This is a genomic window from Luteimicrobium sp. NPDC057192 (assembly GCF_042670205.1).
Taxonomy (GTDB): Bacteria; Actinomycetota; Actinomycetes; order Actinomycetales; family Cellulomonadaceae; genus Luteimicrobium.
The window spans coordinates 41,155-64,853 of sequence record NZ_JBHUWD010000019.1 but is presented as its reverse complement, the minus strand read 5'-3'; the positions used below and the strand labels follow the sequence as shown (position 1 = coordinate 64,853).

Below are 23,699 nucleotides of genomic sequence, written 5' to 3'. Positions count from 1 at the left end.
GCAAAGCCTGACTGAAAGTTGACGAAAACTTCACCCGCTCGGCGCTCTGGCCTGCGGTGACGGCCTCACTCCGTGGCTGGCTCGGGCTCGGCGACGAGCGCCAGCACGGTCGCAGCGACGCCCCCCAGCCGCCCCGGCGCCTCCTCCCACGCGTCGCGGAACTCGAGCAGCCCCTTGGTCCCCATCCCCGCGGACACGAGCAGCCACGCGATCGCCTCGACGTCGACGCCGGGTCGCAGGCGCCCCTGCGCCGCCGCCTCCGTCAGTTGCGCGAGGACGAACGTCCGCCACGTCCGGTAGGGGTCGATGTGGCGCTCGGGGAAGTGGTGGTGGGACTCGGCCGCGAGCCGCACCCCCGCCCGGACCTCCACGCGGCGCGCCAGGTTCTCCCCGACGAGCCGGAACGACGTCGCCAGGACCTCGAGCGGGTCGTCGGACCCCTCGCGAGCGGCCGCCATCGCGGCGCGCATGCTCCCGCCCTCGGCGGTGAGGACGGCCGCACCGACCGCGTGGAGGTCGCCGACCCGCGCGACGACGTCCGCGACGGTCAGCCCGGCAGCCTCGGCCACGTCCTCGAGGCGGACCTCGGCGTACGGGCGAGCAGCGAAGACGGTCGCCGCGGCCCGCACGACCGCGGCCGCGGCGTCGTCGCTCATGCCGCGCCTCCCCAGGCGAGCTTGCCCTCGGCCCGGACGCCGTTCGAGGTCTTCGACTCGACGAGCACGTCGTGCACGGCGGCGCCCGCGCGGGTCAGGAGGCGGTCACGGACGAGCGTGGTCGTCGTCGTGAGGGCCGCGGGGAGGGGCTCCGGACGCGGGACGCCGAGGATCCGCAGGCTCCGCATCCACAGGTTCCCGACGGCGGCCCGGCCCGTGCCGGCGAGCTCGTAGACGAGGACCTGCGTGAGCTGGCCCATGGTCACGAGGTAGTCGAGGACGGTCAGCGCGGGGTGGTACGCGGCCTCGACGCCCGACGCCGACGCCGGGGCCGGCGGGTCGTCGTCGACGGCGAAACGGTGCTCGGCCCGGACGCTCTGCGTCACCCGGTCGACCGGGTGCACGCCCGTCGTTGCGGTCGTCCGCCGGAACGCGTCGCCGTACACGGACGGCGCGGCGTCCGGCGGCGGTTCGACGGGCGGGGCGTGGTCGTCCGGGCGCGGGGAGTCGCAGAGCTGCACGACGGTGCGGATGTTGCCGACCTTCCCGCGCAGCCGCGTGCCGTCCGCGGTCGTCTCCACGCCGACGGACACCGGCACGTTCTCGAGGTCCCACCAGGGTTCGGTCCCGGCATGGAGCTCGACGTCCCGGATCCAGCGGTGGGTCGCGCCCGCGCCGGCCGCGCGCTCGAACGCGAGGGTCGCGAGGACGACCGCGTCCACGGAGCTGAGGTGCGGCGTGCGAGGACGGCCGGCGCCGTCCGTCGACCAGTCGCGGGGGTAGCTGACGGTGGCGGTCGTCGTCAGGGCGGCGGCGTCCGGGTCCGCGTCGCCGGCGGCCGGCGCGAGGGAGTGCACGACGCCGCGGTAGCCGGCGGCGAAGTAGCGTCCCTCGCTCGGGCCGAGGAGGTCCTCCAGGCTGGTCAGAGCACCTGCCGGCAAACCGTCGGGCATCAGCACGTCCTCTCACGGGCCCTGCACCGTCATGCTAACCGTGCCGGACAGACCTTCCAGGCGTGGGGACTGACGCGTGAACGGGTCCGATTGGTACGGTCGACCCATGTCTTCTCGGCAAGTGGGCCGGCCGCAGGATCCGGCCATCAGCGAAGCGCTCGTGCGCGCGGCCGAACGGGCGATGGTGACCGACGGCTACTCGAGCCTCACGGTGGAGTCTCTCTGCGCCGAGATCGGCTCCACGAGGCCCGCCTTCTACCGGCGGTACCCCAACCTGGCGCACCTGGCGTTCCACGTCATCCGCCAGCACTTCGGCGCGGAGCCGCCCCTCGAGACCGGTTCGCTCGAGGGCGATCTTCTCGCGCTCCAGCTCGCCGAGGTCGCGATGTTCGCGGACCCGCTCATGGCCAAGAACCTCCCGGGGCTGCTCGAGTCGGTCCGGGCCGACCCGGTGCTCTCGGAGACCTACGGCAGCCAGTTCATCCAGCCCCGGCGGGCGCGCGTCGCGCTCCTGCTCGACGCCGCCGTCGCGCGGGGCGAGATCCCCGGGTACGACGACGTCCCGTTCATCTGCGACATGCTCGTCGGCCCGATCCTCGCGCGCTCGGTGCTGCCGGGCTCCGGTCCGGTCGACGACGACCTGGCCCGCTCGACGACGCGCGCCGTCCTCGCGATGCTGGGCGCGCTCACCCCCGCCGCGTAGGTCCGCGTCCCGGTTCGTCAGCGGGCGGCGCCGCCCGCGGGGGCGGCGCCGTGCAGCGCGTTGTGCACGAGCCGGTCGACGAGCTCGGGGGACAGGGGTTCGTCGAGCACGAGGAGCCGGTGGTAGCAGGCGCCCCAGAGCTGGTCGACGACGACGTCGAGCGGCGCGTCCTCGCGGAGCTGTCCGCGGTCGCGGGCCCGGGCGAGGACGCGGATGGCCGCGTCGCGGCGTGGCCTGCCGTACGACGCGGCGAACGCCGTCCGGAGCGCGAGGTCGCCCTGCGCGGCCCCGATGAGCTCCCGCACGACCTGGCCGGCGCGGTCGTGCGTCATGAGGTCGGTGAACGCGAGGAGCTGGCTGCGGAGGTCGGTCTCGACGTCGCCCGTGTCCGGGAACTCGAGCGCCTGCTCGACGCGGTCGAAGTACGCCTCGGCGGCGAGCGCCCCGGGGCTCGGCCACCACTTGTAGAGCGTGGTCTTGCTCGCGCCCGACGCCGCGGAGACGCGCTCGAAGGTCACGGCGGCCATGCCGTCGTCGAACAGCAGGGCGGCGGCCGCGGCGAGGACCTCGGCGCGCACCTCGCCGGCGGGGCGTCGGCCGCGGCGCCGTCGGGGGGCCGGCTCGTTCTCTACAGAAGTGGACACGTCGTCCATTATTGCAGTACCGTCGTCTCCATCTGAACGACTCGTCCACATCGAGGTCGAGCCGGAGTGACGGAGGAGACACCATGACGCACCGCGTGGCACTCGTGACGGGTGGGTCCGGCGGCATCGGGCGGGCGGTCGCCGGGCGGCTCGCCGCCGACGGCTTCGACGTGGCCGTGCACTACCTCGGCAACGCCGACCGTGCCGAGGAGGTCGCGGCCGAGGTCCGGGAACGGGGCCGCAAGGCCGTCACCGTCCGCGCCGATCTCGGGGACGAGGAATCGGCGCTCGCCCTGTTCGGCACCGTCGAGACGGAGCTCGGGGGAGTCGACGCGGTCGTCCACACGGCCGGGATCATGCCGCTCTCCCCGCTCGCCGAGACCGACCTCGAGACGTTCGACCGTGTGATGCGAGCGAACCTGCGCGGGACCTTCCTCGTCGCGCGGGAGGGCGCGCGCCGCGTCCGCGCCGGCGGGAGCATCGTGCTCTTCTCGACGTCGATCACCCGGCTGCAGACCCCGGCCTACGGCGCCTACGCGATGTCGAAGGGCGCGGTCGAGGCGCTGCCGCTGATCCTCGCCCGCGAGCTCGCCGGCCGCGACGTCACCGTGAACGCCGTCGCCCCCGGGCCCACCGACACCCCGCTCTTCCGCGAGGGCAAGCCGCAGGAGCTCATCGACCGGATCGCGGGCCTCAACCCCGCCGGACGCCTCGGCACGCCCGACGACGTGGCCGAGGTGGTCGCGGCGCTCGTCGGCCCGGCGCGCTGGATCAACGGCCAGACGATCTTCGCGAACGGCGGCGCGGCCTGAGCACCGCCCTTTCCGCCGACGTACCGGCAAACGGCCGAGATACCGACCCTGCATCGGTATCTCGGCCGTTTGTCGGTACTTCGCCGGAGGGCGGGTGAGGTCAGTCCACGACCTCGAGCAGGTTGCTCTTCTCCGCGTCGGTGAGGTTGGTGAGGATCAGGGTCCCGCCGAGCCCGTGGACGCGCTCGCCGAGCCGGTCGAGGTCCGCGCCCTCGGTGACCGCGAACAACGCGGACGTGCCCTGCGTGATCTGCGCGCGGAGCGTGTCGAGGTCCGACTCCTTGATCCCCAGGCCGTTGAGCGACTTGGCGGCCGCACCGATGGCCGCGCCCGCCGCGGCCCCGATCAGGGGCATGAAGAACAGCAGGCCGAACACGAAGCCCCAGAGCGCGCCCCAGCCCGTGCCCTTCTTGGTGTCCTCGTGGCCGTGGTGCGTCGTCGGGCGGGCGTCGCCCTGCGGCCACGACACCACGGCCGTGTCGTGGATCTCGACCAGGCCCTCGCGGGCGGCCTGACGCAGGATGTTCTCTGCCTCGTCGGCGCGGGCCGCGTCGTCGTACTTCCAGACGGTGAACGTCGTCATCGTGGCCTCCCTCAGCCGAGGATCTTCGCCTTGGCCTGGGCGAACTCCTCGTCGCTCAGGACGCCCTGCGCGTGGAGCTGCCCGAGCTGCTGGAGCTGGGCGTAGAGGTCCTCGCCCCCTCCGGCGGGAGCCGCCTCGACCTGGGCAGGCGCCGGCGCGGCCGGGACGGGCTCCGCGTAGACCGGCTGCGGGGCGGTCTGCTGCGCGGCGTACTCCGCCTGCTGCTCGTACATCTTGCGCTGCTGGTGTCGGGCCATCGCGCCCGTCGTGGCCGTGGCCGTCCCGGCGACGACGGCGGTGCGTGCGGCGGTCCCGATGAGGCCCCCGCGTCCGATCCTGGCTCGTCCGATCATGATGGTGCTCCTTCGTGTGCAGGGGTGGGTCAGTCGAGCTCGGCGGCGCTCGCGTTGACGATCTCGGCCGGGATCCGCTCGGCGATCACGACCTCCGCGCCGACCTCGCCGAGCGCCTCCACGAGGCTGCGGGCCCAGGTGTGCTCGATCACCGCGACCAGGGCCGCGCTGCCCGGCTCGAGCAGGTCCGCGACGGTCGCCACGTCCTCCTCGCTCGCCAGCTGGGCACCGGTGTCGCCGAGCTCGTCGACGCCGGGCAGGACGCCCTCCGCGAGCTCGCCCGCGTCGACGTTGCCGTCGGCGTCCTTCCGCACGACGAGCAGGTCGACGACGGTCACCGCGTCGCTGCCCAGCAGGTCGAGGACGGCCTGGCGGACGACGTCGTCGACGTCGCCGTTCGGCAGGCTGATCGCGTAGAAGTCAGCCGGGCCGTAGATGGTGTCGCTCATCGCGTTCCTCTCCTCGAAGACCGGGGGCGCCGCGCAGCGCCCCCACATCCCCACCTTCGTCCTCGGCGGGGCGGCTCGGCTCATCCCTGGCGGGTGATCCGCCGTCCGCGGGGGCGTGGTTGCCTGGCGGGGTGCCGGAGGACGAGGGTCCGCAGCTCACGACGAGGACGCTGGTGCGGCTCGTGGTGCCGTCGCTCGCCGTCGGCGTGGCCAGCGCGCTCGCGCTCCTCGGCCTGACCACGGTCGCCAACGGGATCGAGCAGCTCGTCTGGGACCGGCTGCCGGACGCGTGGGGCGTGGGTACCACCGACACCTGGTGGACGGTCCTCGTCCTCACCCTGACGGGCGTCCTGGTCGGCGTCGTGGTGCGGTGGGCACCCGGCCACGCGGGCGTCGACCCGGCCACGACCGAGCTGGTCGCCGCGCCGCTCCCACTCCGGACGCTCCCCGGGCTCGCTGCGGCGCTGGTGCTGGGGCTCGCGGGTGGCGTGAGCCTCGGTCCCGAGAACCCGATCATCGCGATCAACGTCGCGCTCGCGGCCTGGTTCCTGTGCCGGCCCCGGCTGGGCGTCCCGGTGCCCGTCGCGGTCTCGCTCGGCATGGCCGGAACGATCGGCGCGATGTTCGCCACCCCGGTCGCGGCGGCGCTCGTGCTCACCGAGGCGTTCGCCGAGCGCGGTGACCGCACGGGCCACCTCTTCGACCGCCTGTTCGGCCCGCTCGTCGCCGCGGGTGCCGGGGCCGTGACGATGGAGGCGTTCGACGCCCCGACCTTCGCGGTCGACCTCCCGCCGTATCCCGGCCCCGCCCTCGGCGACGCGCTCTCCGCGGCCGTGGTCGCCGTCGTCGCCGCCCTGCTGTGCCTGCTCGCCGTCCTCGTCTTCCCGCTGGTCCACACCGGTTTCCACCGCCTGCGCAGCCCCGTGCTCGCGCTGGGTGCCGCGGGCCTCGTGCTCGGGCTGCTGGGCGTCGTGGGCGGACCGCTCACGCTGTTCAAGGGCCTTCAGGAGATGAAGGAGCTCGCGGAGCGCGCCGACACCTACGCCTGGTACGGGCTCCTCGCGATCGGGATCGTGAAGCTCGCGGCCCTCGTCGTCGCTGCGGGCGCGGGCTTCCGCGGGGGCCGGATCTTCCCCGCGGTCTTCATCGGGGTGGCGTTCGGCCTGTCGGCGTCGTCGCTCGTGTCGGCGGTGCCTCCGACGGTCGCCGTCTCCGCGGGCGTGCTCGGCTCCGTCCTCGTCGTGAGCCGCGACGGGTGGCTCGCCCTGTTCATGGCGGCGACGACCGTCGGGGACATCCGGCTGCTGCCGGTCCTGTGCCTCGCGCTGGTCCCGCTCTGGCTCGTCGTGCGCCGGCTGCGCCCGCTTCGCGCCGAGGCACCCGCCGACCGGCCGGAGTTCGCGGCGCTCATCCCTCGCGGGTGATCCCCGCGGCCCTGCGCCGCAGCAAGGTGGGACCGTGACAGCGACCTCACCGCAGACCCGCGCCGTCCCACCCGCGCCCACGCGCACGTGGTGGGTGTTCGGCTCGCTCCAGGGGTATCGGAGGGCCTGGCTGCGCGGTGACCTGATCGCGGGCCTCACCGTCTGGGCGGTGCTCGTCCCCGAGGCGCTCGCGTACGCCGGGATCGCCGGGGTCTCGCCCGTCGTCGGCCTCTACGCCGCGGTTCCCTCGCTGATCCTCTACGCGGCGTTCGGCAGCTCGCGTCACCTCGTCGTGGGACCCATGTCGGCGACGGCGGCACTGTCCGCGAGCGTCGTCGGCGCGTTCGCCAGGGGCGACGACGCGCTGTTCGTCGTCCTCACCACCGCGCTCGCGCTCGTGACCGGGGTGCTGTGCGTCGTGGCAGGCGTCGTCCGGCTCGGGTTCCTCGCGTCGTTCATCTCCGAGCCCGTGCTCAAGGGGTTCATCATCGGCCTCGCGCTCACGATCATCATCGGCCAGGTGCCCGCCGGGCTCGGCGTCGACAAGGGCGACGGGAACTTCTTCGAGAAGCTCTGGCACATCCTCACCGAGCTGGGCGACATCCAGTGGGTCACCGCGGCGCTCGGCGCGGGCAGCCTCGTGGTCGTCCTCCTCCTGCGCCGGGTCGTCCCGAAGCTTCCGGGTTCGCTCGTCGTCGTGATCCTCGGGATCCTCGCCGTCAAGGTCTTCCACCTGGACGACCACGGCGTCGACATCGTCGGGCACATCGACGCGGGGCTCCCGGCGCTCGGTCTTCCCGACGCGACCTGGACGCAGTTCACCGACCTCATCGGGCCGTGCATCGGGGTGATGCTCGTGGGCTTCGCGGAGGCCCTCGGCGCCGCCAAGACCTACGCGGCGCGGGAGGGCTACGACATCGACCCGAACCGCGAGCTGATCGGCATGGGTGCCGCGAACCTCGGCTCCGGCCTCGCGTCGGGCATGGTCGTCAACGGGTCGCTCTCCAAGACGGCCGTGAACGGGGGAGCGGGCGCCAAGAGCCAGGTCTCGGGCCTCACCTCCGCGGTGCTGACGCTCCTCACGCTCCTGTTCCTGACGCCGCTGTTCGAGTCGCTGCCCGAGGCGGTGCTGGCCGCGGTCGTGATCGCCGCAGTGATCGAGCTCGTGGACGTGGCGGCGCTGCGGCGCCTGTGGGGCCTCGCGACGCCGTCCGTGCGGGCGCTCTACGGGACGGCGGCGCGAGACGACTTCCTCGCGGCGCTCGCCGCTGCGCTCGGTGTCCTCGTCTTCGACACGCTGCCCGGTCTCGTCATCGGCATCGTCCTGTCGCTCCTCCTGCTGCTCGTGCGCGCCTCCCACGCACGGGTCGCGGTGCTCGTCCTCGACGACGTCGGCGCGTGGGTCGACTCGCAGCGCGCCGCGAGCCTGGGTCGGGCCGTCCGGCCCGTCGACGGGGTGCTGGTCGTGCGGCCCGAGTCCGGGCTCTTCTTCGCCAACGCCGACCGGATCCGGGGCGAGGTCCGCGGCCTCGCGGCGAAGCAGCACCCGCGGCTGGTGGTCGTCGACGCGGCGACCGTGCCCTTCGTCGACGTCGACGCGGCCGAGATGCTCTCGACGCTGCAGACCGACCTCGCCCGGACAGGTGCACGGCTGGCGGTCGCGCGCGACGTCGGGCCGGTGCGTGACGAGCTGCGCGCGGCGCTCGACGCGCACGACCAGCCGCCGGTGTACCGGGGAATCCGGGAGGCCATCGACGCGCTGGCGCCGGGCGCGACGTCGTCGGACGCGTCCCGCGTCGACGGGAGCGCCGGCAGCGTGGGGTGACCGCGTCGTCGCCGTGCGGCCTGCTCGACGCGGCCGCCCGTTCGCCGCGCGCGACCGATGAGCCGTCGGTACGTTCGAGCCATGACAGGGGCGGCAGGGCACCCCAGCGTCAAGATCACGGTGCCGCACGCGATGGCGCGGACCGTCGATCGTCCGGCGCTGCGGCGACGACTCGACGGACTCACGCGGGACCACCGCGTGGTGGTCGTGTCCGCGCCCGCGGGCTACGGCAAGACGACGGCGCTGGCGCAGTGGGCGGAGAAGGACGAGCGCGCGGTCGCGTGGCTCTCGCTCGACCCGTTCGACGACGAGCCGCGTCGCCTCTTCGGAGGGCTGCTCGCCTCCTTGCGCGCCGCGCTCGACCCGGCCGGGTCCGCCGGTCCGGCACGGGCGTCGTCGTCGCTGCACGCGCTGCGCGCGCCGGCGGCGGGCGCCCGCCTGCGCCAGTCCCACGTGGACGCGCTGCTGGTCGCGCTCGAGGAGGCCGCCCGCCCGCTCGTCCTCGTGCTCGACGACGTCCACGTCCTCCACGCGCCCGGGTCCCGCGACCTGCTCGCGAGCCTCGCCCGGTACCTGCCCGACGACGTCCACCTCGTCGTCGCCTCGCGGTACGACCCTCCGCTGCCCGTGCAGCGGCTGCAGGCGGCCGGTGACCTCGGCGTCCTGCGTCGTGAGGACCTCGCGCTGTCGGCCGACCACGTGGAGCTGGTCGTCGCGGAGCTCGGCCTCGACGTCGACCCCGACGCCGTGCAGGAGCTCGCCCGGGCGACCGGCGGCTGGCCCGCGGCCGTGCGGCTCACGGGTCTCGCTCTTCGCGACGCGGCCGACCCGGCGGCGCGTATCCGCGAGCTCGCGGTCGCGCCGACGCCCCTCGCCGACTACCTGCTCGAAGAGGTCGTCGAGACGCTCGAGCCCGAGGTCGCGGCGTTCGTGCTCGACGCGACGGCCGTGCAGCGGATCGACGCGGACCTCGCGCGGGCGCTCCACGGCGACAGCGGGCCGGCGCTGCTCGAGCGGTGCGTGCGCTCCGGGCTGTTCCTCGCCGCGTTCGAGCGGTCGGGCGCGCCCACGGCGTACCGGTGGCACGAGCTGTTCGCCGCGCAGTGCCAGGAGGTGCTGCGCCGCTCCGACCCGGCCCGGTTCGCGCAGGTCCACCGCGCCGCCGCCGAGGCGCTGGGCTCGTCGGACCTGGCGGCCGCCGTCGGGCACGCCGCCACCGCGCAGGACCCCGCGCTCGCGACGCGCGTGCTGCTCGCCGGCTGGGCGGACGCGTTCGTCGCCGGCGAGACCGCCACCTTGCGCCGGCTCGTGGACGCGGTGGGCGGCCCCGAGCGCGACGCCGCCGACGTCGTCCTGGTGGAGGCCGCGTGCCGCGTGGCCGACGGCGACCCGGCCGCCGAGACGCTCCTCGCGCTCGCGCGCAGCCGGCGCGACCGGCTTCCCGCGGACCGGCGGGCGGCGTTCGACGTCGCGGAGGCGCTGGTCAGCCTGTACGTCGCGCGGGAGTGCGGGGCACGCACGGACCCGGGCCGCTTCGACGGCGACCGCGGCCTGCTCGCTGCCGCCGACCTCCTGGCGCCGTCGACGCGTGCGCTCGCCTACTACCTCGTCGGGGGCGCTGAGGCCCGCCTCGCGTACGACGACGCGGAGGCGCTCGTGCACCTGCGCGAGGGCGCGCGGCTCGCGGCCGAGGCGGGCTGCGCGGCGATCGAGGTCGCCTGCCTCGCGGAGGCCACCGTGCCCCTGTTCGGCGCGGGTGACCTGGACGGGGCGGCGCGTCAGGCGAACGACCTGCTGCGGCGCACCGAGCGGCTCGGCTGGAGCGAGACCTCCGCCGTCGCCCCCGCCTACCTCGTGCTGGGCATGGTCGGCTACGCGCGCGACGAGTTCGACGTCGCCCGTGCCGCCCTCGGGCGCGCGCTCGACCTCACCCGGACGCGCGGCCGCGTCGTCGGGCTGCGGGCCGCCGTCGTGCTCATGACGACCTGCCTCGGCGCGGGTGACGCCGCGGGGCTGGCACGGGCGCGTGCGGAGGTCGCCGCCCGGGAGGACCTCCTCGCCGCCGAGCCGACCATCGCGGACCTCGTGCAGGTCATCGAGGCACGGGTGCTCGTCGAGGGCGGGGACGCGCGGGGCGCGTCCGACCTGCTGCGTCGCCGGGCCGCCGGGCCGCGCATGCCGCTCGCCCGGGTGTGGGCCGCGGACGTGCACCGCCGGGCGGGGCTGCGCGAGGAGGCGTGGGCCGCGCTCTCCGAGGTGCCGGCCGAGCTCCGGCACGCCGAGATCTCCGTGACGTTCGCGCTGACGACCGCCCTGCTCCACGACGCGTGCGGGGACGCGCGCCTCGCGCACGAGGCCCTGGAGGGCGCGCTCGACGACGCCGAGGAGCGCCGGCTCCTGCGGCCGTTCGGGGAGCGCGGTCCTGAGCTGGTCGACCTCCTCGGGGCGCACCTCACGTGGGGCACGAAGCACGAGGCGTTCATCGGGGCGCGCCTCAGCGCACTGGCGGCCCACGACGACACCCGCCGGACCGCCGCCTACTGGGAGCTCACCGAGCGCGAGCGCGAGATCCTGCTGTACCTGCGGTCGCCGATGACCGCGGCGGACGTCGCGGCGGCCCTGTTCGTGTCCGTGAACACCGTCAAGACCCACCAGCGCGCGATCTACCGCAAGCTCGGCGTCACGGGGCGGCGGGACGCGGTCCGCGTCGCCTTCGAGCGCGGTCTGCTGACGGGCGCCTGAGGTCCGCTACGGGACCGTGTCAGGTCCCTCGGGCGGCGCGTCGTCGGGCGGGGCGGGTGGTTGCCGCCAGGCCCGCAGCCCGTACGACGCGACGAGGCTCGCGACGAGCGTCGCGAGGAAGATCTGGCCGGTCAGCGCCTCGATGTTCGCGAGGCTGCGGCCGGCGGGGCTCGACGGCGCGAGGTCGCCGTAGCCGGTCGTCGTGAGCGTCGTGAACGAGAAGTACTGGAACGAGCGCGCGTCCTCGTGCCCGCCCCCCGCGAAGAAGGGGTGCGGCCCGAACCAGGCGACGACGGCGTAGACCGCGCTGAACGTCATCCCGACGAGGAGGTAGGCGCTCAGCGCGCCCGCGATCGACTGCACGGTCACGCGAGGGTGGTGCAGCACACGTTGCAGCACGGCGACCAGCGTCACCACGAGCATCGCCGCGACGAACGCGTTCGCGACCCCGCGTGCGTCGCCGTGGGGGAGGAGCCAGGCGCTGAGCCCGACGGCGACGACCGCGGCCGCGAACGTCACGGCCATCGCGACCTTCTGACGGTGCGTGGGGTCCGACGCCTGGAACGCGACGAGGAACGTCAGCACGTAGAGCCCGGTCACGACGGCCTGCACCGCGACGTGGCCGCTCGCCGAGTACAGCACGTAGGTCGTGAGGAGCAGCACGAGCACGACCACGAAGTCGTCGGCGCGGCGGACCAGGCGCCGGACGGCGTGCCACGGCCCGCGCCGGGCCGCCGGCGCGGGCGACCGGGCGCCGTCGGGAGTCATGGCCGGAAGAGAGGCGCTCATCAGAGCGCCGGCGGGGGCGTGAACGGCGGGGGCGGCGGGGGAGCGAGGAGCGTGACGGCGAGCCCGGCGTCGCGCAGCGCCTCGGACGCCGCGAGCACGACCGCCGAGATCACGGCGGTGTCGTCGAGAGGGGCGTGCCAGACGCGCAGCCGCCCGACGAGCCGGTCGGGGCTGCTCCCGACCCACACGAGGTCCGGGGGCGGGTCCGTCCGGACGCCGTTCGTGTGGCGGACCGCGCCGAGCAGGACGTCGCGCAGCTCGTCGACGCGCTTCAGCTCAGTCGTGCGGACCTCGATCATCGACCGGTTCCCGGTCGGGGAGCTGCGGTTCACGAGCGGCTCGGCCAGCACCTTCCCGTTGGGGAGGTGGACGATGTGACCGTCGAAGGTCCGCAGCACCACGGACCGGCCGTTGAGCTCGACGACCGTCCCGAGGTAGTCGAGCGACTCGACGAGGTCGCCGATGTGGGCGGGCTTGCGGGTCTGGAGGATCAGGCTCGCGCCGAAGTTGTCCGCGACGCCCCGGAGCGCGAGAAAGGCGGCGACGCCGACGATGAGCACGAGGATCAGCAGCGGCTGCACGTTGGCGCCGAGGATCGTGAGGGCGATCCCAATGCCGAGCAGCACGATGAGGTAGCCCGCGAGCCGCGCCGCGGTGACGCTGTAGTCGGTGCTCAGCCCGTCGATGCGGGCAAGCAGGCGCGCGACCGCCTTGCGCCCGTACCGCGCCGCGAGCCAGGTCGCGACCGCGGTGACGACGAGCCAGACGATCGTCCAGCCGGAGATCGCGTCGAAGTCGATCCAGGATCCGAGGTTCATGCTTCGAGCTGCTTCCCGGTCCTCCGTCGGAACAGCGTGATCGCGGTCGCGGCGAACACCCAGACGGGGATGATGAGCACGATCCACCGCACGTAGCTGAGCGAGAAGAGCAGGACGAGGACACCCGCATAGCTGAGTGCCGCGAACCAGCGCGGGAACAGGTGGGCGCGCAGGGCGCGCGTCGTCGTGACGAGGATGAACACGCCCGCCATGCGGAACCCGAAGATCATGAGGAGCGCGTCGCCGTAGGTCAGCATGGTGCGGGTCGTGCCGACGAGGTCGCCCGCGGGGACGCCCCCGAGCCGGGAGGCCGCGACGCCCGAGACCGCGGCGGCCGCAGCGGCGAAGAACATGGCGACGAACGCGATGCCGGACGCGAGCTGGACCGTCGCGAACAGGGTGTGCTCGTGGTGCGCGAGCTGGCCGATGCGGTGGCGGCTGGCCGCCATGAACCACAGGAACGCGAGCCCGGCGAAGGGCACGAGGTAGAAGCCCGCGAGGAGGATCGCCGTCCCGCCGGAGCCCTGGTAGTACGAGACGAGGGTGTCGTTGCCGGCGGTGCGGCCGGGGCCCTGGTCGAGGAGCAGGAAGCCCCAGGTGAACAGGATCGCGAACAGGAAGCCGGCGACCCCCGCGCCGTGACCCTGGAGCACGCGCCGACGCGCGGCGGGCTCGGACTGCTCGTCCGGCCCGCCGCGCGCAGCGGACGGTTCCTGCGTCACGGGTGCGGCGTCAGACGCGCTCGGCCTCTTCGCCGTGCACGATCAGCGCCCACAGGACGAAGAAGTCCAGGATGATCACGATGAGCGACCACCAGGGCTGCACCGGCAGCCACAGGAACTGCGTGATGACGTTGAGCGCGACCAGGACGATCGCCGTGATCCGGGCCCAGGCCTGCCCCGTGAGGACGAAGAGGCCGACGACCGCGACGATGATCCCGAAGATCAGGTGCGCCCAGCCCCAGCCGTCGATGTTGAGGATGAGCAGCTTGCCGTTGACGGCGACGTACCCCTTGTCCGGCCCGAGCACCGCGGCCAGACCGTAGAAGAAGTTCAAGATGCCGGCGATGAACATGACGATGCCGGCGAACCAGATCCAGCCCACCCATGCGGTGACCCTCTGTGCCATGGTTCCTCCCTGGAGAAGCCGCCGACCCGCGCGGCGGTCGCGTGCTTACCCCCTCACGGTCCCGCGACCAGGGGGTTCGCGCCTCATCCGCGAGGGATGAGGCGAGAGGAGGCTCAGCGCGTCGCCCAGGGCGCCCGGATCTCCTTCCAGTCGACGACGGCGAGCGGCACGGTGACCACGGGCCGGTGCTGGTGGTGCGAGAGGTGGGCGGCGACCGAGCCCTCGAGGAGGTCGCGCAGGTGGCGTCCGGTGCCGGTGGCCCGGGTCCCGACGACGATGGCCGACGCGTCGACGGCGCGGGCCAGGTGGGTGAGCGCCCGGTCGGGCCGGCCCGCGAGGTACCGGAGCTCCCAGTGCAGGTCGTCGTCGCGCATGAGGTCCGCGAGCGAGTCGCGGAGCGCGGCCTCGGCGTCCTCCCAGGCGTCGTCGACGCCGTCGGGGTCGATCGAGGAGTGCCGGACCGTGCCGTCGGGGTGCTCCTCGACGACGAACCGGGACGTGTCCGCGTACGCGAAGAAGAGGGGGACGCCGACGGCGCTCGCGAGCGCGGCGGCGGTGCGGACGACGAGCGGGTCCTGCCCGGGGGTGACGCCGACGACGAGGGGGTGGCCGGGGAACGGCACCATGCGTTCGAGGCCGGGCTGGGGGACGGACGTGCCACTCACGCGGAACCTCCTCGTCTCCGACGCCTGCGCGTCGATCCCAGCGTAGGCGTACCTCGTTCGCCGAGTGCGACGCACTCGGCGAACACCGGCGTCGCACTCGGCGGGGGCGTGGGCAGGGGCCGGCGCGCCGGGACCTAGCATCGTCGTGTGGGGACGACACACGACCACGCGCACGGCGCGGGGGACGCGAGCGACGCGGGCCACTGGCGCCGGCTCGCGGTCGCGTTCGGGATCACGACGGCGATCCTCGTCGCCGAGGCCGTCGGTGCCCTGGTCACGGGGAGCCTCGCGCTGCTCGTCGACACGGCGCACATGCTCACGGACGCGGGCGGCCTGCTCGTCGCGCTCGTCGCCTCCCGCCTGGTCCTCCGCCCGCCGACGCCGCGCCGCACCTGGGGGCTGCGGCGTCTCGAGGTCCTCGCTGCGCTCGCCCAGTCGGCGATCCTGCTGGCGGTCGGGGTCTACGTCCTGATCGAGGGGATCTCGCGGCTCGTGCACCCGCCCGAGGTGCCGTCCGCGGCGCTCGTCGTGTTCGGTGTCGTCGGGCTCGTGGGGAACCTCGTGTCGCTCGCGGTGCTGAGCGGCGGTCGCTCGGCGAGCTTCAACCTGCGCGCCGCGTTCCTCGAGGTGCTGAACGACGCGCTCGGGTCGGTGGGCGTGATCGTCGCGGCGGTCGTCATCGCGACCACCGGCTGGTACCGCGCGGACGCCGTCGCCGGTCTCCTGATCGGCGCGCTCATCCTCCCGCGCGCGTTCAAGCTCCTCCGCGAGACGGCGTCGGTGCTGCTCGAGACCACGCCCGCGGGCCTCGATCTCGACGCGGTCCGGGCCCAGCTCCTGCAGGTCGAGCACGTGCGCGACGTCCACGACCTGCACGCCTCGCTCATCGCGACCGGGCTCCCGACGCTCAGCGCGCACGTCGTCGTCGACGGCGGGTGCTTCCGCGACGGGCACGCGCCCCAGATCCTCGACGCGCTCCAGGACTGCGTCGCGACCCGGTTCGACGTGCCCGTCGAGCACTCGACCTTCCAGCTCGAGCCCGCGACCCACGCCGCCCACGAGGCGCCGGGCCACCCCTGAGACACCCGCCGTCGACCCACCGCCCCAGGAGATCCTGATGAGCACCACCGAGAGCACGAAGCCGTCCGCACTGTTCGTCTGTGTCCACAACGCGGGCCGCTCGCAGATGGCCGCGGGCTACCTGCGCGCCCTGTCGGGCGGGGCCGTCGAGGTCCGCTCGGCCGGCTCGATGCCCGCCGCGCAGATCAACCCCGTCGCCGTGGAGGCGATGCTCGAGGAGGGCATCGACATCCGGGCCGAGCGCCCCAAGGTCCTCACCACCGACGCCGTGCAGTCCTCCGACGTCGTGATCACCATGGGCTGCGGCGACGCCTGCCCGATCTTCCCGGGCAAGCGGTACGAGGACTGGGAGCTGGACGACCCGGCCGGCCAGGGCATCGACGCGGTCCGCCCGATCCGCGACGAGATCCGCGCGCGGATCCTCGTGCTGCTGGGAGAGCTCGGCGTGGCACCGGTCGCCTCCGTCTGAGGGCAGGGCCGACGACGAAGGCCGGGGCCCGTGAGGGGTCCCGGCCTTCGTGGCGCTCGCGGTGCTACGCGTCGGCGTCGCCGGACCTGCCGTGGGCGACTCCGGTCGCGAACCCCACCGCGACGGGCAGGGGGGCGCGGAGCCCGAGCTCGACGAGCTGCGGCTCGGCCGGCGTTGTCCCGCAGCACGACCCGCCGTCGGTGCCCAGCGCCTGGTCGCTCGAGCAGACGCCCGTCGCGGGCAGGCTGAGCTCGACCGCGTCCGCCGACGCCCGGTCACCAGCCAGCGCCGCGGCGATCGAGCGGACCTGCTCGTACCCGGTCGCGAGGAGGAACGTCGGCGCGCGGCCGTAGGACTTCATGCCGACGAGGTAGAAGCCGTCGTCCGGGTGGGAGAGCACGGCCTCGCCGTGCGGCGGCACCGTCCCGCACGAGTGCTGGTTCGGGTCGATCAGGGGCGCGAGCGCGCTCGGCGCCTCCACCACGGGGTCGAGGTCGAGGCGCAGCTCGCGCAGCATGTCGAGGTCGGGGCGGAACCCGGTCGCGTTGACGACCTGGTGCACCTCGACGTCGAACGCGTCGTCCCGGGTCGTCCCGAGCACGCGGACGGCGTCCTCGCCGGGGACGAGCCGCTCGATCGTCGCCCAGGTCATCAGGGTCAGGCGGCCCGCCTCGACGGCGGCCTTCAGGCGGGTGCCGAGCAGGCCGCGCGCGGGGAGCTCGTCGTCGGCGCCCCCGCCGAACAGGCGGCGCGCGGACCCGCCGCGGATCGCCCAGGTGATCCGGGTTCCCGGCTCGGTCTCCGCGAGCTCGACGAGGCTGAGCAGCGTGTTCGCGGCCGAGTGCCCCATCCCGACGACGAGCGTGTGCCTTCCGGCGAAACGCTCGCGCTGCGCCCCCAGGACGTCCGGCAACGGCCCGGTGACGAACGGGGCGGACGCGGCCTCGCCGTCGGCCGGCAGCCCGGAACGTCCGAGCGGGTTCGGCGCCTCGAAGGTTCCCGAGGCGTCGAGGACCGCGCGGGCGTGCACGTCGACGACGTGACCCTGGGCGTCGACCGTCCGGACGAGGTAGCCGCGGCGCTCGCGGCCCAGCGACCGGGTCTTGTCGGCGCCGTCGCGGGCGACGGCGAGCACGCGGGTCCCGAGCCGGAGCCGGGGCGCGAGCTGCGGGGTCGCGGCGAGCGGCGCGAGGTACCGCTCGACGAGCTCGCGCCCCGTCGGCAGCTCGTCCGGCTGCGGCTCGACCCACCCGGTCGGCTCCAACAGGCGCCGCGCGGCTCCGTCGACGTCGTAGCGCCACGGGGAGAACAGGCGCACGTGCCCCCACGACGCCACGGCGGCGGCGACCCGGTCCCCGGCCTCGACGACCAGCGGTTCCAGCCCTCGCTCCAGCAGGTGCGCCGCCGCGGCGAGCCCCACGGGGCCCGCGCCGATCACCACCACCGGAAGCTCCGACCTCGTGACCTCGCCCATCACCACTCCCATCGAAGAATGTCGATCAATCGCAGGCTCAACGTATCGACATTTCTCGATGGATGGCAAGATGAGGGCATGACGTCGCTCGCGGAGCTCACTCTCACCCCGGTCGCCGGCAACCCGGGCTGCGGGTGCGGCACGGGCGAAGCCGGCCTCGATCCCGAGGCGGCCCGCGCACTCGCGCTGACCTTCAAGGCCCTGGGTGACCCGACCCGCGTCCAGCTCCTCTCGATCGTCGCGGCGCAGGACGGCGGGGAGGCATGCGTCTGCGACCTCACCGGCCCGGTCGGCCTCGCCCAGGCGACCGTCAGCCACCACCTGAAGATCCTGGTCGACGCCGGCTTCCTCACCCGGGAGCAGCGGGGACGCTGGTCGTACTACTCGCTCGTCGACGGCGCGGTCGGCCGCGCCGCGGAGGCGTTGCGCGCGATCACCGACGCCGCGGCGGCGGGATGACCCGTGGACTGGCGTGAGCTGCTGGTCGGGCTCGCGGTCGCCGTCGTAGCGGCGTGGCTGGCGCTGTTCGTCGCGCTGCTCCTCGTCCGGCCGCAGGGGAGCGTCCTGCGCGAGGCGCTGCGGATCCTGCCCGACCTTCTGCGACTGCTGAAGAGCCTTGCGACGGACCGGTCCCTCCCGCGGGGCGTGCGGGTCCGGCTCTGGCTCCTCCTGGTCTACCTCGCGCTCCCGATCGACCTGGTCCCCGACTTCGTGCCCGTCCTCGGGTACGCCGACGACGCGATCGTCGCGGTGGCCGTGCTGCGCGCCGTCGTGCGGCGGGTCGGGCTCGAGCCGCTCCGGGACCGGTGGACGGGGACACCCGACGGGTTCGCCGCGCTCTGCCGCGCCGCCGGGCTGGAGGCGGCACGCTGACGTGCCGCCTCCGGTCCGCCCGTCAGGCGCGCCGGCCGTCCCGGTCCTGCGGTGCGAGCAGATGGTGGCCCGGCGCGGTGCCGTACGTCTTCCCGAGCTCGACGAACGAGTCCGTCCGCTGGTCGACCACCTGACCGTCTGACCCTGCGACCCTGCGCCGACCGTGCCCCCACGCCGCAGCGATCCGACGACGATGGTTCATCCTCCAGGGATGAGGCATCGTCCGGCGGCCTCGGCCAGGGTGGAAGCGTCCGCGGACCGGCACCGGCCGTCCGCCCCACGACGGAGGTGCGCATGGGCGCAGCGATCGGCCAGTCCCTGCCCGTGGCGGTCGGGGTGCTCGTCAGCCCGCTGCCGATCGTCGCCGTCGTCCTGATGCTCGTCACGCCCCGGGCGAAGGCGAACGCCCTGTCGTTCCTGCTCGGGTGGCTCGTCGGGATCTACGTCCTCGGGGTGATCGTGATCCTCGTGGCGGGCGCGGCGACCCCGAGCGACGACAAGCCCGGCTGGGTCGCGTGGGTCAAGATCGTCCTCGGCGTGCTGCTGCTCCTCGTGGCCTTCCGGCAGTGGTCAGGCCGACCGCGCGGTGACGCCGAGCCGCCGACGCCCAAGTGGATGCAGGCCATCGACTCCATGAAGCCGCCGGCCGCGATAGGTCTCGGGGCGCTGCTCGGCGCCGTCAACCCGAAGAACCTGCTCCTCGTCGTGTCGGGCGCCGCTGCGATCTCCGCGGCTGCCCCCGGCAGCACCGGCACCCAGCTCGGCGCGCTCGTCGTGTTCACGGTGATCGCGTCCCTCGGGGTGGTCGCGCCCGTGGTGGTGTACCTCGCCATGGGCGAGCGTGCGGCCACGATCCTCGACGGGCTCAAGACCTGGATGATCCACAACAACGCGGTGATCATGGCGATCCTGCTGCTGGTCATCGGCGCCAAGATGATCGGCGACGGCATCACGGCGATCTGACGGACGGCACCGGATGCGCACGCGGGTCCACCGCCCCGCGCCCCGGCACCCCGACCCGTCGGCCGCGGCGAGCCCGGCCGACGCCGAAGAAAGGAAGGCACGACCATGGCCCACGACCGCTACCAGGAGATCGCCGACAGCCCGTTCGACGGGGGGTACCCGACCGAGGAGGCGCGCCGCGCCCTCGACGACGAGCTGTACTTCCAGCGCGCGACCCAGACCTACCTGTGGGCGCTGCCCGCGGTGAACATGTACGCGATGAAGGTCGGGCTCGAGAAGGTGTCGGGCGCCGGGTACGAGGTCATGTCCGTCCCGGAGCAGCGGCTCAAGCCGCGCACCGTCATCACGACGCCGAACTCCGACGTGATCTACGGCCTGACCTTCGCGAACCTCGCCGAGACGGGGCCGCTCGTCATCGAGGCCCCGCCGCGCCTGCAGGCACTCCTCGACGACTTCTGGCACCGGCCCCTCACCGGCCCCACGATCGACGGAACCACCTACCTGGGTGACGTCGGGATCCCCGGCCCCGACCACGGCGAGGGCGGCAAGTACCTCATCGTGCCCGAGGGCTACGAGGGGGAGGTCGACGAGGACGAGTACTTCGTCTTCACGAGCCCCACCGACGGGGTCTTCGTCTTCGTCCGCGGGTTCTTCCGCTCCAACGAGGACCTGGCGCCGGGGGTCGCGTCCGTGGAGGGCATCCGGATCCGTCCTCTCCACGGCGAGGCGCGGCCCATGCGCTTCGAGCACATCTCGGACAAGACCGTCGACGCGCTCTTCCCGCGCGGGGCGGCCTACTTCGACCTGCTCGACCAGTTCATCCAGAACGACCGTGTGGACGCCGTCGACCCGTACATGCACGGCGTCCTCGCCGCCGTCGGCATCCGCAAGGGGGACGCCTTCGCCCCGACCGACCGGCAGCGGGAGCTGCTCGACGCCGCGGCCGTCACCGGCTGGAAGATGGCCAAGAACATCGCCGCGAGCTTCGACGCCCAGCACAAGGGCCTGTGGTGGGAGGACCGGCAGTGGGTCGCGCACGCCCTGACGGAACTCGACGACTTCTGGCACACGCTGCTCGACGAGCAGTGGCGCTGGCGGGACACCGGGCACACCAACGTCGATGCCAAGGCGCACATGTTCGTCAACCACTACTCGATCAGCACCGCCATGATCTCGTCCGTGCCGGGCCTCGGCGCCAAGTACGGGGGCGCGTACAAGGACAGCGACGGCGAGCACCTGCGTGGTGAGCGCACGTACCGGCTCGACATGCCTGCGGACCCGCCCGCGCGGCTGTTCTGGTCGGTGACGCTCTACGACGCCGACACCGCCGCGGGCGTCGACGCGGAGGGACAGGAGTACCCCTCGCTCAACTCCATGAACGACCTCGAGCACAACGAGGACGGCTCGACCACCTTCTACATCGGACCCGAGCGCCCGGAGGGGGCGGCGAACTGGCTCAAGACCGTCCCCGGACGCGGCTGGTTCAGCCTCTTCCGGTTCTACGGGCCGACCGAGGTCTTCTTCGACCGGGGGTACAAGCCCGGCGCGTTCGTGCGCGTCGGCGACTGAAGACGGCGAGCTGAGCCCGTCGGTGACGTGACACCCCGCCGAGGGCGGGGTGTCACGGCGCCCCCGCAGCGGTCGCCTCCTAGGGTGGCTGCATGGCGACGGACGCGGCACGTGCGGCCTCGGCCCGGCAGCCCCGGGCGCGCGTCAGCGTGCCCGCGCTCGCGCCGTCCGTCGTCGGGCGGCCCCGCGTCGACGCACGCCTCGCCGCGCTCGTCGCCGCGCACCCGCTGACCGTCGTCGTCGGGCCGGCGGGTACGGGCAAGACGACGGCGCTCGCGGCCTGGGCGGCGGAGAGCACGACGCCCGTCGCCTGGCTGTCGGTCGACCGCTTCGACGACGACCCGGCGCGGCTGCACGGAGGGCTCCTCGAGGCCCTGCGAGGCGCGCTCGGCCCCGAGCCCCTCCTCGACACCCTGGCCACCCCGGCGCTGGGCGAGCAGCTCTCCGACGCGCACGTCGACGCCCTCCTCGACGCGCTCGAGGACAGGAGCGGCGACCTCGTCCTCGTGCTCGACGACGTCCACGAGCTCCACGCCGACGGCTCGGCCCGTCTTCTGGGCGCCGTCGTCGAGCGGCTGCCGGCGAACGTGCGGCTCGTGCTCGCGAGCCGGTCCGACCCGGAGCTGCCGCTGCGGCGGCTGCGGGACGAGGGCGTCCTCGGAGAGCTGCGGCAGGACGAGCTGGCGTTCGACCGCGCCGAGACGGGCGCGCTCGTGAGCGCCGAGCCGGCGTCTCTCGACCAGGGGGACGTCGACCGGCTCGGGGAGCTCACCGGCGGCTGGCCGGTCGCTCTGCGCCTCACGCTCACGGCTCTCCGCGGCGCGGCCCCCGGCGCGACGCTCGGCGCCATGGACCGTGGCGGCCTCCCGCTCGCCGACTATCTGGTCGAGGAGGTGCTGCGCGGTCTGCCCGACGCCCTCGCGACCTTCGTGCTCCGCGCGACGGCCGTCGAGACGATCGATGCTGCGACCGCGCTGCTCGTCGGCGGTGCGGACGGGCCGGCGCAGCTGGACGAGTGCCGTCGTCGGGCTCTGTTCCTCACGCCCGTGGGCGAGCGCGACGGCGAGCCCGTGCTGCGGTGGCACGCGCTGTTCGCGGCCCAGTGCCAGGCGATGCTGCGCCGCACCGACCCGGAGGCGTACCGCGCCGTGCACCGCGAGCTCGTCCGGGCGTTCGACGCCACGGATCTCGCGGCGTCGGTCGGGCACGCGCTCGCCGCCGAGGACGGCGAGCTCGCGGCCGAGGTCCTGCGCGACCGCTGGGCCGACCGCCTGGTCGCGGGCCAGCACGGGACGCTCCGTGGGCTGCTGCGCCAGGTCCCGTCCCCATGGCGCGACGGCCCGGAGCTCGCCCTGATCGGCGCCGGGGTCACGGCGGTCGAGGGCCGGGGCGACCTCGCCCTCGACGAGCTCGCGCGTGCCGTCCGGTCGTTCCCCGAGCTGCCGGACGACCGGCGCCGGGCCGCCGAGACCACCGCCACGCTGCTCGAGCTGTTCCTCGCCCCGCGCGCCGGGCTGACGGAGGCGATCGAGCGCGGCCGCGCGATCCTCCAGCGGGAGGCGGAGCTCACGCCCCTGGGGGCGGCGTTCGCCTACTACCTCGTCGGCCGCGCCGAGGCGTACAGCGAGTACGACGACGCCCGGTCCCTCGCCCACCTGCAGCGCGGCGCCGAGCTGGCGGCCGCGCACGGGCTGACGGCGCTCGAGCTGGCGTGCCTCGCCGAGAGCACCCTGCCGTTCCTCGGCGGCGGCGACGTCCCCGGCTCGTGGGCGCTCGCGGAGTCGGTCGAGGCGCGGGTCGCGGCAGCGGGCTGGTCGTCGCCCGAGCTGCTCGCGAGCCCGCGCGTGGTCAAGGGCTTCGTCAGCTACATGCGGGACGAGCTCGAGGACGCCTGCCGGTACCTCGAGGACGGACTCGCCGCGCTGCCGGCGAGCGCCGCCGTCGCACGGTCCCGGGCGGGCGCGGCGCTCATGGCCGCTTGTGTCGGGCTCGGGGACCGGGGCGGGCTGCTGCGTGCGCGGGCCGTCGTCCTGGCTCCCGAGGCGGGGGCGTCTCCCGCCGTCGTCGACTGCGCCGCCGTGATCGAGGCGCTCGATCAGGCGCTCGGCGGACGCGCGAGGTACGGCGCCGACGCGCTCGACGCCCTGCCCGCGGGCCCGAGGCTGACCGTGTCCCACGTCTGGGCGGCCGAGGTGTACCGCAGGGCGGGCCGGCCCGGTGACGCCTGGCGCTCGCTCGACGAGGTCGATGCCACCCAGCGCACCGCGCAGCTCTCGGTCAACTGGGAGACCACGGCCGCGATGCTCGCCTGGGGCGAGCGCGACACCGAGGCCGCGCACGGGCATCTCGCCCGTGCGCTCGACGACGCCGCGGACCGGGGGATCCGTCGCCCGTTCGCCGAGCGGGACGACGTCGAGCCGCTCCTCCGCGCCCACCTCGCCCGCGGCACGGCGCACGACGCGCTCGTCGCCGAGCTCCTCGACGGGCGCGGCGACGCCGCACGTCCGCGTCGGCAGCCCGCGGTGGCGAAGGAGCTGTCGGCACGCGAGCTCGAGGTGCTCCGTGAGCTCCGGTCGACGCGGTCGACGACCGAGATCGCCGCGACGCTCTTCGTCTCGGTCAACACCGTCAAGACGCACACGCGCTCGATCTACCGGAAGCTCGGGGTCCGCGGTCGGAGGGAGGCGCTCCAGACGGCCCTCGCCGCGGGACTCTTGGAGTAGCCCG

At 74.2% G+C, this 23,699-nt stretch carries 24 protein-coding genes; 12 read left to right on the top strand and 12 right to left on the bottom strand.

Features of this window, described 5'->3' with window-relative positions; genetic code table 11:
- Positions 1-65: 65 nt before the first annotated feature.
- The gene (locus ACFT5B_RS10710; protein ID WP_386797991.1) at positions 66-656 is read right to left on the bottom strand and encodes a hypothetical protein; all 591 of its coding nucleotides are present in this window, start codon (positions 654-656) and stop codon (positions 66-68) included.
- Positions 653-1,609 carry an AvrD family protein gene (locus ACFT5B_RS10705; RefSeq protein WP_386797990.1) on the bottom strand — a complete coding sequence of 319 codons (957 nt, stop codon included), beginning with the start codon at positions 1,607-1,609 and terminating at the stop codon, positions 653-655. The genes ACFT5B_RS10710 and ACFT5B_RS10705 overlap by 4 nt, the downstream gene beginning before the upstream one ends.
- A gap of 106 nt (positions 1,610-1,715) precedes the next feature.
- Here ACFT5B_RS10705 and ACFT5B_RS10700 point away from each other — a divergent pair, with 106 nt between their 5' ends.
- Positions 1,716-2,312: a TetR/AcrR family transcriptional regulator C-terminal ligand-binding domain-containing protein gene (locus ACFT5B_RS10700; protein ID WP_386797989.1), complete on the top strand. Its 597-nt coding sequence runs from the start codon at positions 1,716-1,718 to the stop codon at positions 2,310-2,312.
- 17 nt (positions 2,313-2,329) lie between these two features.
- On the opposite strand, the gene ACFT5B_RS10695 is transcribed toward ACFT5B_RS10700, so the two are convergent.
- Positions 2,330-2,956, bottom strand: a complete 627-nt coding sequence (locus tag ACFT5B_RS10695; protein WP_386797988.1) for a TetR-like C-terminal domain-containing protein — start codon at positions 2,954-2,956, stop codon at positions 2,330-2,332.
- Between the two features lie 83 nt (positions 2,957-3,039).
- Here ACFT5B_RS10695 and ACFT5B_RS10690 point away from each other — a divergent pair, with 83 nt between their 5' ends.
- Positions 3,040-3,768: an SDR family oxidoreductase gene (locus ACFT5B_RS10690; protein ID WP_386797987.1), complete on the top strand. Its 729-nt coding sequence runs from the start codon at positions 3,040-3,042 to the stop codon at positions 3,766-3,768.
- Between the two features lie 100 nt (positions 3,769-3,868).
- Here the strand turns inward: ACFT5B_RS10690 and ACFT5B_RS10685 are convergent, their stop codons facing one another.
- The 3 genes from ACFT5B_RS10685 to ACFT5B_RS10675 are packed head-to-tail and all read right to left on the bottom strand — an operon-like array spanning position 3,869 to position 5,153.
- On the bottom strand, positions 3,869-4,351 hold the full coding sequence (locus ACFT5B_RS10685) for a DUF1269 domain-containing protein (protein WP_386797986.1): 483 nt from the start codon (positions 4,349-4,351) through the stop codon (positions 3,869-3,871).
- 11 nt (positions 4,352-4,362) lie between these two features.
- Positions 4,363-4,704 (bottom strand): SHOCT domain-containing protein, encoded by a 342-nt coding sequence (locus ACFT5B_RS10680; RefSeq protein ID WP_386797985.1) that lies wholly within the window; start codon positions 4,702-4,704, stop codon positions 4,363-4,365.
- A gap of 29 nt (positions 4,705-4,733) precedes the next feature.
- On the bottom strand, positions 4,734-5,153 hold the full coding sequence (locus tag ACFT5B_RS10675; protein WP_386797984.1) for a DUF6325 family protein: 420 nt from the start codon (positions 5,151-5,153) through the stop codon (positions 4,734-4,736).
- 131 nt (positions 5,154-5,284) lie between these two features.
- Between ACFT5B_RS10675 and ACFT5B_RS10670 the strand changes: the two genes are divergently transcribed.
- The 3 genes from ACFT5B_RS10670 to ACFT5B_RS10660 all read left to right on the top strand — a co-directional run bounded on the left by ACFT5B_RS10670 (position 5,285) and on the right by ACFT5B_RS10660 (position 11,144).
- Entirely contained in the window at positions 5,285-6,577 is a 1,293-nt protein-coding gene (locus ACFT5B_RS10670; RefSeq protein ID WP_386797983.1) for an ion channel protein, read from the top strand.
- Between the two features lie 34 nt (positions 6,578-6,611).
- Entirely contained in the window at positions 6,612-8,402 is a 1,791-nt protein-coding gene (locus ACFT5B_RS10665; protein WP_386797982.1) for a SulP family inorganic anion transporter, read from the top strand.
- Between the two features lie 81 nt (positions 8,403-8,483).
- Positions 8,484-11,144, top strand: a complete 2,661-nt coding sequence (locus tag ACFT5B_RS10660) for a LuxR C-terminal-related transcriptional regulator (RefSeq protein ID WP_386797981.1) — start codon at positions 8,484-8,486, stop codon at positions 11,142-11,144.
- A 6-nt stretch (positions 11,145-11,150) separates the two neighbouring features.
- On the opposite strand, the gene ACFT5B_RS10655 is transcribed toward ACFT5B_RS10660, so the two are convergent.
- The 5 genes from ACFT5B_RS10655 to ACFT5B_RS10635 form a co-directional block, all read right to left on the bottom strand.
- Complete coding sequence (locus ACFT5B_RS10655; protein WP_386797980.1) at positions 11,151-11,912, bottom strand: potassium channel family protein; 762 nt, start codon at positions 11,910-11,912, stop codon at positions 11,151-11,153.
- Between the two features lie 20 nt (positions 11,913-11,932).
- Positions 11,933-12,751 carry a mechanosensitive ion channel family protein gene (locus tag ACFT5B_RS10650; protein ID WP_386797979.1) on the bottom strand — a complete coding sequence of 273 codons (819 nt, stop codon included), beginning with the start codon at positions 12,749-12,751 and terminating at the stop codon, positions 11,933-11,935.
- Positions 12,748-13,473 carry a hypothetical protein gene (locus ACFT5B_RS10645; RefSeq protein WP_386797978.1) on the bottom strand — a complete coding sequence of 242 codons (726 nt, stop codon included), beginning with the start codon at positions 13,471-13,473 and terminating at the stop codon, positions 12,748-12,750. The genes ACFT5B_RS10650 and ACFT5B_RS10645 overlap by 4 nt, the downstream gene beginning before the upstream one ends.
- Positions 13,474-13,483: 10 nt before the next feature.
- Complete coding sequence (locus ACFT5B_RS10640) at positions 13,484-13,879, bottom strand: hypothetical protein (RefSeq protein ID WP_386797977.1); 396 nt, start codon at positions 13,877-13,879, stop codon at positions 13,484-13,486.
- Between the two features lie 113 nt (positions 13,880-13,992).
- A complete protein-coding gene (locus ACFT5B_RS10635; protein ID WP_386797976.1) occupies positions 13,993-14,544 on the bottom strand; it encodes a universal stress protein in 552 nt (183 codons plus the stop codon).
- Between the two features lie 147 nt (positions 14,545-14,691).
- On the opposite strand from ACFT5B_RS10635, the gene ACFT5B_RS10630 reads away from it, so the two are divergent.
- Both ACFT5B_RS10630 and ACFT5B_RS10625 read left to right on the top strand, forming a co-directional pair.
- Positions 14,692-15,624: a cation diffusion facilitator family transporter gene (locus ACFT5B_RS10630; protein ID WP_386797975.1), complete on the top strand. Its 933-nt coding sequence runs from the start codon at positions 14,692-14,694 to the stop codon at positions 15,622-15,624.
- Between the two features lie 37 nt (positions 15,625-15,661).
- Entirely contained in the window at positions 15,662-16,093 is a 432-nt protein-coding gene (locus ACFT5B_RS10625) for an arsenate reductase ArsC (RefSeq protein ID WP_386797974.1), read from the top strand.
- Positions 16,094-16,157: 64 nt separating this feature from the next.
- Here the strand turns inward: ACFT5B_RS10625 and ACFT5B_RS10620 are convergent, their stop codons facing one another.
- Positions 16,158-17,567, bottom strand: a complete 1,410-nt coding sequence (locus ACFT5B_RS10620; RefSeq protein ID WP_386798007.1) for an FAD-dependent oxidoreductase — start codon at positions 17,565-17,567, stop codon at positions 16,158-16,160.
- A gap of 78 nt (positions 17,568-17,645) precedes the next feature.
- On the opposite strand from ACFT5B_RS10620, the gene ACFT5B_RS10615 reads away from it, so the two are divergent.
- The 5 genes from ACFT5B_RS10615 to ACFT5B_RS10595 all read left to right on the top strand — a co-directional run bounded on the left by ACFT5B_RS10615 (position 17,646) and on the right by ACFT5B_RS10595 (position 23,695).
- On the top strand, positions 17,646-18,026 hold the full coding sequence (locus tag ACFT5B_RS10615) for an ArsR/SmtB family transcription factor (protein WP_386797973.1): 381 nt from the start codon (positions 17,646-17,648) through the stop codon (positions 18,024-18,026).
- Positions 18,027-18,029: 3 nt separating this feature from the next.
- On the top strand, positions 18,030-18,440 hold the full coding sequence (locus tag ACFT5B_RS10610; RefSeq protein WP_386797972.1) for a DUF1232 domain-containing protein: 411 nt from the start codon (positions 18,030-18,032) through the stop codon (positions 18,438-18,440).
- 294 nt (positions 18,441-18,734) lie between these two features.
- A complete protein-coding gene (locus ACFT5B_RS10605; RefSeq protein WP_386797971.1) occupies positions 18,735-19,403 on the top strand; it encodes a GAP family protein in 669 nt (222 codons plus the stop codon).
- A 105-nt stretch (positions 19,404-19,508) separates the two neighbouring features.
- The gene (locus ACFT5B_RS10600; RefSeq protein WP_386797970.1) at positions 19,509-20,972 is read left to right on the top strand and encodes a DUF1254 domain-containing protein; all 1,464 of its coding nucleotides are present in this window, start codon (positions 19,509-19,511) and stop codon (positions 20,970-20,972) included.
- A gap of 92 nt (positions 20,973-21,064) precedes the next feature.
- Entirely contained in the window at positions 21,065-23,695 is a 2,631-nt protein-coding gene (locus ACFT5B_RS10595; protein ID WP_386797969.1) for a LuxR C-terminal-related transcriptional regulator, read from the top strand.
- Positions 23,696-23,699: the final 4 nt, after the last annotated feature.

Bases quoted from the DNA above. Each gene is read 5' to 3' on its own strand.
- ACFT5B_RS10710 (WP_386797991.1), bottom strand. From the start codon at position 656: ATGAGCGACGACGCCGCGGCCGCGGTCGTGCGGGCCGCGGCGACCGTC.
- ACFT5B_RS10705 (WP_386797990.1), bottom strand. From the start codon at position 1,609: ATGCCCGACGGTTTGCCGGCAGGTGCTCTGACCAGCCTGGAGGACCTC.
- ACFT5B_RS10700 (WP_386797989.1), top strand. From the start codon at position 1,716: ATGTCTTCTCGGCAAGTGGGCCGGCCGCAGGATCCGGCCATCAGCGAA.
- ACFT5B_RS10690 (WP_386797987.1), top strand. From the start codon at position 3,040: ATGACGCACCGCGTGGCACTCGTGACGGGTGGGTCCGGCGGCATCGGG.
- ACFT5B_RS10685 (WP_386797986.1), bottom strand. From the start codon at position 4,351: ATGACGACGTTCACCGTCTGGAAGTACGACGACGCGGCCCGCGCCGAC.
- ACFT5B_RS10680 (WP_386797985.1), bottom strand. From the start codon at position 4,704: ATGATCGGACGAGCCAGGATCGGACGCGGGGGCCTCATCGGGACCGCC.
- ACFT5B_RS10675 (WP_386797984.1), bottom strand. From the start codon at position 5,153: ATGAGCGACACCATCTACGGCCCGGCTGACTTCTACGCGATCAGCCTG.
- ACFT5B_RS10660 (WP_386797981.1), top strand. From the start codon at position 8,484: ATGACAGGGGCGGCAGGGCACCCCAGCGTCAAGATCACGGTGCCGCAC.
- ACFT5B_RS10655 (WP_386797980.1), bottom strand. From the start codon at position 11,912: ATGACTCCCGACGGCGCCCGGTCGCCCGCGCCGGCGGCCCGGCGCGGG.
- ACFT5B_RS10650 (WP_386797979.1), bottom strand. From the start codon at position 12,751: ATGAACCTCGGATCCTGGATCGACTTCGACGCGATCTCCGGCTGGACG.
- ACFT5B_RS10640 (WP_386797977.1), bottom strand. From the start codon at position 13,879: ATGGCACAGAGGGTCACCGCATGGGTGGGCTGGATCTGGTTCGCCGGC.
- ACFT5B_RS10625 (WP_386797974.1), top strand. From the start codon at position 15,662: ATGAGCACCACCGAGAGCACGAAGCCGTCCGCACTGTTCGTCTGTGTC.
- ACFT5B_RS10620 (WP_386798007.1), bottom strand. From the start codon at position 17,567: ATGGGCGAGGTCACGAGGTCGGAGCTTCCGGTGGTGGTGATCGGCGCG.
- ACFT5B_RS10615 (WP_386797973.1), top strand. From the start codon at position 17,646: ATGACGTCGCTCGCGGAGCTCACTCTCACCCCGGTCGCCGGCAACCCG.
- ACFT5B_RS10605 (WP_386797971.1), top strand. From the start codon at position 18,735: ATGGGCGCAGCGATCGGCCAGTCCCTGCCCGTGGCGGTCGGGGTGCTC.
- ACFT5B_RS10600 (WP_386797970.1), top strand. From the start codon at position 19,509: ATGGCCCACGACCGCTACCAGGAGATCGCCGACAGCCCGTTCGACGGG.
- ACFT5B_RS10595 (WP_386797969.1), top strand. From the start codon at position 21,065: ATGGCGACGGACGCGGCACGTGCGGCCTCGGCCCGGCAGCCCCGGGCG.